The sequence below is a fragment of the Terriglobales bacterium genome (assembly GCA_035543055.1).
Lineage (GTDB): Bacteria > Acidobacteriota > Terriglobia > Terriglobales > Acidobacteriaceae > JAIQFD01.
On record DATKKJ010000211.1, the window covers coordinates 20,501 to 28,027 of the forward strand.

Below are 7,527 nucleotides of genomic sequence, written 5' to 3' on the forward strand. Positions count from 1 at the left end.
GACCGCAACACGATCGCTAGGCACGTCCTGTCCCGCTGACCCAGCTATAGAAGACCGGGATCGCCACCAGGGTCACGATGGTTGAAACCGAAAGGCCGCCAATCACCGCGATGGCCAGCGGCTTTTGCAGCTCCGCGCCGGAGCCGATCCCGAGGGCCAGAGGCAACAACCCGAACAGCGTGCACAGGGTTGTCATCAGGATCGGCCGCAGCCGGATGCGTCCTGCCTGAACAAGCGCTTCCGCCGCCGACATCGTCCCGCGCAGCCGCTCGTAGTACTCGAACAGGATGATGCCGTTCTTCACTACCAGCCCGACCATCAGGATGATCCCCATGAAGGAGGAAACGTTCAACGGCGTGCCGGTGATCAGCAGGAGCAGGAAAACCCCGATCAGGGAGAGCGGTGCAGCCGAAATGATCGCCAAAGCCGGCAGGAACGCCCGGAACTGGATGACGAGCACGGTGAACACCGCTGCCAGCGCCAGTCCGAGGACGAACAAAAGGTCACGGAACGACTTCTGCTGCGTCTCGTATTGGCCGCCGATCTCATAGGTGTAGCCGACCGGCAGTTGGGCGCTCGCCAGCACCTTTTTCACGTCAGCGATCACGCTGCCCAGGTCACGGTTCTCCAAACGCGCCGTCAGTACGACCATCAGGCGCTGATTCTCGCGCAGCAGCTGGTTCTGTCCCCGGTCGCGCGTGATGGTGGCGAGCGACTCCAGCCGCACCGTTTGCTTGCTGGGCGTGACGATGGGGAACTGGCGCACGTTCTGCTCCTGGAAGCGGAACTCATCGGGGTAGCGGACACGGATCGGGATCAGCCGGTCGCTCATGCGAAAATCCGTGGAGGAGTCGCCGAGCAGGCCATCGCGGAGTTGTTGCGAGACCTGGTCCACAGTCAGGCCCTCGTGCGCCGCACGCCTGGGATCCACATTGATGAGCAATTCGGGATTCCCGCGTCGCGGCCCCTTGAAGTCCACGATGCCAGGGATCTTCTCCATCTGCGGCCCGACCTGGTCGGCAATGCGATTGAGCGTGCCGCTGTCGGAGCCGAAGATCTTCACCTCCACCGGTTCCGGCGCGCCTTCCAGGTCGCCGAGCATGTCCTGCAGGATCTGGATGAACTCCACGTCCGCCCCAGCGATCCCCTTCGTGATCTGGGCGCGCAGGTCAGCGATGATCTGCTGGGCGCGGCGCTTCCGCTCCGAGCGCGGTTTCAGCTTGACGAGGATGTCGCCCTTGTTCTGCTCGGTGGCGAACAACCCGAGTTCCGCTCCCGTCCGGCGCGAGAACGCCGACCTCTCCGGCAAGGCCGCTACTTTTTCCTCCAGCTGCTTCACCAGGGCGTCGGTTTCACTGAGCGAGGTTCCCGGCGGAGTCAGGTAGTCGATCACGAAGCCACCCTCATCCATCTCCGGCAGGAAGCCGGTCCCGATCCGGGCATAGGCGAGGATGGCGACCAGCACGAGCACCCCCGCCGTCACCCCGACAAGCCGACGATGGCTGAGCGCCCAGCGGATGCCGCGTTCATAGAGGTGGTTCACGGGCTCCATGAAACGCGCCGCTGAGTCACTCACCTTCGCCTTTACCAGGAGGTACTCCGCCAGCAGGGGCACGAACGTGAGGGCATAGACCAGCGAGAGCAGCACCGACGCCGCGAGCGTGAGCGACAGCGCCGAAAAGAAGTCGCCGACCGCGCCGCCGAGCAACCCGAGCGGAAGAAACACGACCACGGTCGTGAGGGTGGAGCCGACCACCGGCCCGATCAGTTCGCGGGTGCCCGCCTCCGCCGCGGCTTCCGCGGTCTCGCCTGCCGCGATATGGCGATAGATGTTCTCGACCACCACGACCGCATCGTCGATCACCAGCCCGATGGCGATGGCGAGCCCGCCGAGCGACATCAGATTGAGCGTCCCGCCCAGGATCTTGACGAAGAAGAACGTCGCGATCACGGTGATCGGCAGGCTCACCGCCGCCACGACCGTGATGCGCGCGTGGCGCAGGAAGACGAACAGGACGACGACCGCCAGCAAAGCTCCGATCAGGATGGCGTCCCGGACGCTGGCCATCGATTCCCCCACGAACTCGGCGAGGTCATACACCACCGAAAGGCGCAGTGTCGGGGGGATCAGGTTCTGGCTCTGGAATGCGACCTGCTTCACCTGATCGGAGACGTGGATGATGTTGCCGCCGATCTGGCGGGTCACGTTGATGACCGCGGCCGGGCGCCCGTTGCCGGTCACGATGGTGCGGCGGTCGGCCGTGCCCTGCCTGATGTTGGCCACGTCCTTGAGCCGGACCGGGTTCGCCGGGTCGCTGCTCAACACCGTATCGCCGACCTGGTCCAGGCTCTTAAATTGCGAGTTGGTCAGCACCAGGAACTGCAGGTAGCCGCTGTCGAGCCGTCCGACGCTGGTGAGGTTGTTGGTGGCGCGCAACCGTTCGGTGATGTCGGGAAGGCTCAGGCGATGGGCCAGTGCCTTCTGCGGATCGACGATCACGGAGATCTCGCGCGTATCGGTGGCGTTGATCTCCACGCGCGCTACGCCCGGGACCCGGCTGAAGGCCGGCTTCAGGTTGTAGGTGGCGTAGTCGCGCAAGTCCGCGTCTGGGACGTTGCCGTTCAGGACCAGGCTGAGGATCGGCCAGACGGTCGGGGTGAGCCGCTCGACCTCGATCTCGGTCGAGGCCGGCAAGGACGAGCGAGCCTCGTTCACCCGTGCCTGCACCAGTTGCAGCGCCTGCTGCATGTCGGTGCCGTCGGCAAAGATCACCGAGATCTCCGCCCCGCCGCGGATGGTGCGCGACCGCACCCTGCGCACGCCGAGGACCGTGGCCACCTGCTCCTCGATCGGACGCGTCACGGTCAGCAGCGTGGAGTCGGGGGAAAGGTCGCCCGCGTGGACCAGCACCACGATGCGTGGGAATGTCAGCTCAGGATAGATGTTGCTGGGAAGCAGGAACACGGAATACAGCCCGGCGACCGTGAGCGCCGCCGTCAGCAGGAAGACGGCGCGGCTGTTCCGGCGGCAGGCGCGGACGAGGTTCACTTGACGTGGACCCTTGCCTTCTCCGGCAATCCGTAGCCACCGATGACGATCACCGTGTCGCCTTCCTTCACTCCCGAGCGGATCTCTGCCTTATCTTTCGTCTCGATCCCAACCTCCACGGCGACCGATTCAGCCCGGTCCCCCGTGACCTTGTAGACCCGCGGTTCTCCATTCTCATCCGGATAGATCGCCTGCCGAGGCACGATCAGGCGCGTCCTGCTTTCCTGGATCGGCAGAGTGAGGGTGAGGAACGTCCCGAACTTGAGCTGGTGCTTCGCGTTCTCGATGCGGATGCGGACAGTGCCGTTGTTGGTAGCGGGGTCCACCGCCGGCAGCACGGCGACCACGCTGGCGGTGAAGGTCACATCCGACGCCTCCGGCGTCTGGAAGGTGAAGTTCTCGCCGACGCGCACCTTCTGCAGGCGCGAAGCCGGCACCGTGCCCAGCAGCTCGAGGGTGTCGATGCTGGCGACCTCCACGACCGGCTGCGACCCGGCGCCATCCACCTGCTCGCCCACGCCAAGAAAACGGTGCACGACAGTCCCGTTAAAGGGCGCGCGGATGACCGAGCGTGATAGCTGCGTCCGAGCGACCGACAGAGCGGCCTCTGCGGAACGTCGGGCGGCCTCGTTCACAGCCATCTGGGTGCGCGCGTCCTCCACTTCCTTGCGCGACGAGATGCCCCGTTCCAGCAGTCCTTCTTCACGGGTGGCGGTCCGCCTGGCATTCTCCTCGTTGGCTTTGGCTTGCGCGACCGCCGCCTCCGCCTGGCGCACCTGGTCCAGGAGCGGCTGGTCCTCGAGCTCCACGAGCGGCTGGCCTTGCTTGACGCTATCGCCTTCTGCGACCAACACCTTCGCGATGCGGCCGGTGACCAGGGCCCCCAGTTTGGCATCGCGGTTCGGGGCGGCCGTCACATTCCCGCTCACAGCCAGGTCCTGCGCGATGACGCCCCGCTCCACTTTCGCCACCGTGACGTCGGGGACCGGGCCGGCCGCGGTGTTCGCTTCCGCGGAGTGCCTCCCGCATCCGAGAAGCGCCAGACAGGCTGCCAGGGCGAGCGCTCCGGACCGCTGCCGTCTAGTCAAGGTTCGCACCGACGATCTCCTCCAGGTTCGCGAAAGAACTTTGGGCCGCCAGCAAGCTATCCAGGTAGGCCCGCTGAATCTCGTTCAGCTTGCGCTGCGCATCGATCAGCGTAAGCAGGTTACTCTTCCCCGAGCGGTAACTGTCCTCCGACATCTGCTCGAGCCGCTGAGCCTCGGGCACGATCCGGGCTTTGTACTGCTGCGCCTGATACGCTTTGGCGACAAAATCAAAGTACGCGGCTGCGACTTCCGCCGAGGTAGCCGTTTGCAGCGCTTCCAGGGAAAGATGCAGGAAGCTCAGCTTGGCGCTCGACAGCGCGACCTCTCCCTGCCCGTGGTAGAAGAGCGGCAACGTGATCGCGACCTGCCCCCGCGGCCCGACGCTGAAGTCAGGCGGGGAATTCAAGTCTACGCCTGCCTGCAGGCCCAGGTTCGGGACCCGCTCCGCCTTGGCCAGGGAAAGCCGCCGCTCCTCCGTCTTCAGTTCCTGCGTCGTGCGCTGGATCCCGGCACTGGAGGTGAGCGCCACGCGCGTGGTTTCGTCCAGGGAGAGGTCTGGAGGGATCTCGTCGAGGCGGCCGCTGAGCGGCAAAGGCGTGCCCGGCTTGCGGTTCAGCAGTCCGGCAAGCTGCGCGTCGGCGGCGCGGAGCGCCTGCTGCGCCGTCTCTGCGTCCACGGTCGCACGCGTCAATTCCACATCCGCCTGGATCACTTCGAGCTGCGCCACGTCGCCCACGTCAAACCGCTGCTGGACGATGTCGCGGATACGCCTCGCAAGCTCCTGTGCGGCCTTCAACTGGTCGCGTTGGGCACGCGCCCACTGCGCCCGGTAGAAGGCCTCGCGGGTGCGGCGCCGGACCTGCCGCTCCAGGACCGCGATCTCGACCTCGGTCCCCCTCTGCTCTTCCTTCGCGACTGCGATCCGCTGGCCCCGCTTTCCGCTCAGCTCGATGGGCTGGTCCCACAGCAGGGTTTCATGCGGCAGGTCACGCGCCGCCGCAAAAGACACCGTCGGGTTCGGGATCTGCCGCGCGATGGTAAGCCCGGCGATGGCCTGCGCGCGCCGCTCCCGCGCTGCGCGCAGATCCAGGTTGTTGGCCTGTGCCTCGGCCATCGCTCCCTTCAGATCCAGAGGGGGCGCCTGGGCGGACGCCAACACGGCGCCGAGGACGGGCACGGCCAGGAGGCGGACTAAACGGTGTCTTCCCATCGCTGAACGGACTATTAGAACATGCCACCTGTTTGGCCGGCTCCTCCCGCAGTTGTATAGTCATGCGTTCGCCAGGAGGCACCCATGCGCACTCGTCATATGATCGTCGCCCTTCTACTCACTTTGCTCACCGTCACCGCTGGCTGGGCAGCGCCGCAGTCGCAGCCCCCGTTCCAAAAGGCCGCGACGTACGCGCTGGGCGGCGAAGGCGGATGGGACTATGTGACCTATGACCCCGACGGCAATCGGCTGTTCATCGCGCACGGCAAGGAGATCCTGGTTGCCGACGCTGCCTCGGGAAAGAAGCTCGGCGCGGTGCCGGCCGAAGGCGCGCATGGCACGGCCCTGGTCCCCGACCTCGGGCGCGGCTTCAGCACCAACGGACGCGCCGGGACGGTGACGGTCTTCGACCTTCACAGCCTCAAGCCCATCCAGGACATCAAGGTGGGCGAGGGCCCGGACGCCATCATTTATGACCCGAACTCGAAGCGCGTCGTGGTCATGCACGGGCGCAGCAAGGATGTGATGGCCATCGATCCCGCGGCCATGAAAGTGGTCGCCACCGTACCGCTCGGCGGCAAACTGGAATTCGCCGCCGCCGACAAGGACCACGTGTACGTCAATCTCGAGGACAAGGGCGAGATCGCCGATGTCGATTCGCGCACCTGGACCGTTGCTCAGCGCTGGAAGCTGGCCGACTGCGAAGAGCCTTCCGGCCTGGCCTTGGACACCGAGGGCCACCGCCTGTTCGCGGTGTGCGGGAACAAGAAGATGCAGATCGTCGACGCCCGCAACGGCAAGCTCATCGCCTCAGTGCCGACCGGCGGCGGCACCGATGCCGCAGCCTACGACCCCGGCCTCAAGCTGGCCTTCGCCTCCAACGGGGAGGGTACGCTGACCGTCGTCCGTGAAACCAAGGGCGGACAGTACGAAGTAGCGGAGAACGTCACCACCCAGCGTGGCGCCCGGACCATGGCGCTCGACCCGAAGACCCACACTGTTTTTCTGCCGACCGCGGAGTTAGGCCCGCCGGCGGAAGGCCAGCGGCGTCCGACCATCAAGCCGGACACCTTCATGATCCTGGTCTATCGGCCGGCCAAGTAACCGGCGCCGTGGTTCGGTTCAGGATAATTAGGAGATGGGCACCACTTTGGAGCCCGCCACCGTCACCGGCGAGTCGGCCCTGAGGATCTGCGGCCCCTGGATGACGACGGTTTGCACCGGGAAGTGGGTCACGGAGCGGTCTGGAGTGTCCTCAGCGGGCCGCGGAGGAACGGCGACGGGCTCGTTGCCGACGGGAAGCATGCCCACCGCCTGATTGCGTCCGATCCTCTTGGCCTCATAGAGGGCGCAGTCGGCAAGGCGCAGGACTTCCTCATACCGCACCGTGTCCGGATGTTCCGTGAACCAAGGGAAGGCCGCCCATCCGATGGAGCAGGTGCGGCGGATGGTGTGTCCTCCTTTCACGGTGAAGGACTCGCCGCCCACTGCGGCCAGGACACGGGCCGCGAGCGCAGTCGCGTTTTCCCGGTCGGTGTAGCGGGAGAGAACCAGGAATTCCTCTCCGCCCCAGCGGATCAGGACGTCGGAATTGCGGATGGCGGAGCTGATGCGGCGCGCCATCTCGACCAGGACCTCGTCGCCGGTGTCATGGCCGTAATGGTCATTGATCTCTTTGAAATGATCGGCGTCGATAAGATAGAAGATCATGTCCCGGTTGCGCCTGGACTCGGGGTCCGCTTCTCCAGAGTAGGCGCGCAGGACCTGCTGGATATCGGCGGAGATCGAGACCGTGAGAAAACGGCGGTTCCGGGCGCCGGTGAGCAAGTCGCTCAGCGAAGCTTCGCGTAGATCGACGTTGGCCTGCGCCAGTTCTTCGTCGGACCGTGCTTGTTTGAGTGAGGCCAGCGCGCCCATCAGCAGCATCACGCAGAGGGTCAGCAGCATGCGGAAGTTCCGCACCTCGCTTGGCGCCTGGCCGCCATAGATGGCCCAACCGGCCATGATCGGCAAGGACAGGCGGGCCACCATGGCTGTCCATGAGATCCAGGCGCTTTGGGCAGTCCCCGCTTCCGGCTGGATCCCGGTGCGGCCCTTGGTCCGGCCTCCCACGGCGCCGACTCCGGCGAACCACGCCATGGAGGCAAGCAAAGGGATGTCAAACAGGCTACCGGTGTAGT

Annotated in this window: 5 protein-coding genes; 1 reads left to right on the forward strand and 4 read right to left on the reverse strand. The window is 65.7% G+C overall.

Annotated elements, in window-relative coordinates; translation table 11 throughout:
* Nucleotides 1-16: 16 nt before the first annotated feature.
* From VMS96_13915 to VMS96_13925, 3 genes are read right to left on the reverse strand one after another with little or no spacing between them, the layout of a single operon-like run.
* Nucleotides 17-3,049, reverse strand: a complete 3,033-nt coding sequence (locus VMS96_13915; GenBank protein HVP44524.1) for an efflux RND transporter permease subunit — start codon at nucleotides 3,047-3,049, stop codon at nucleotides 17-19.
* Entirely contained in the window at nucleotides 3,046-4,146 is a 1,101-nt protein-coding gene (locus tag VMS96_13920; protein ID HVP44525.1) for an efflux RND transporter periplasmic adaptor subunit, read from the reverse strand. Before VMS96_13920 ends, VMS96_13915 begins: the two co-directional genes overlap by 4 nt.
* Nucleotides 4,130-5,251: a TolC family protein gene (locus tag VMS96_13925; GenBank protein ID HVP44526.1), complete on the reverse strand. Its 1,122-nt coding sequence runs from the start codon at nucleotides 5,249-5,251 to the stop codon at nucleotides 4,130-4,132. The genes VMS96_13920 and VMS96_13925 overlap by 17 nt, the downstream gene beginning before the upstream one ends.
* Nucleotides 5,252-5,431: 180 nt before the next feature.
* On the opposite strand from VMS96_13925, the gene VMS96_13930 reads away from it, so the two are divergent.
* A complete protein-coding gene (locus tag VMS96_13930; GenBank protein HVP44527.1) occupies nucleotides 5,432-6,451 on the forward strand; it encodes a YncE family protein in 1,020 nt (339 codons plus the stop codon).
* Nucleotides 6,452-6,478: 27 nt separating this feature from the next.
* Here the strand turns inward: VMS96_13930 and VMS96_13935 are convergent.
* Nucleotides 6,479-7,527, reverse strand: a 1,049-nt coding sequence (locus VMS96_13935) for a GGDEF domain-containing protein (GenBank protein HVP44528.1), incomplete at its 5' end; no start/stop codon positions are given.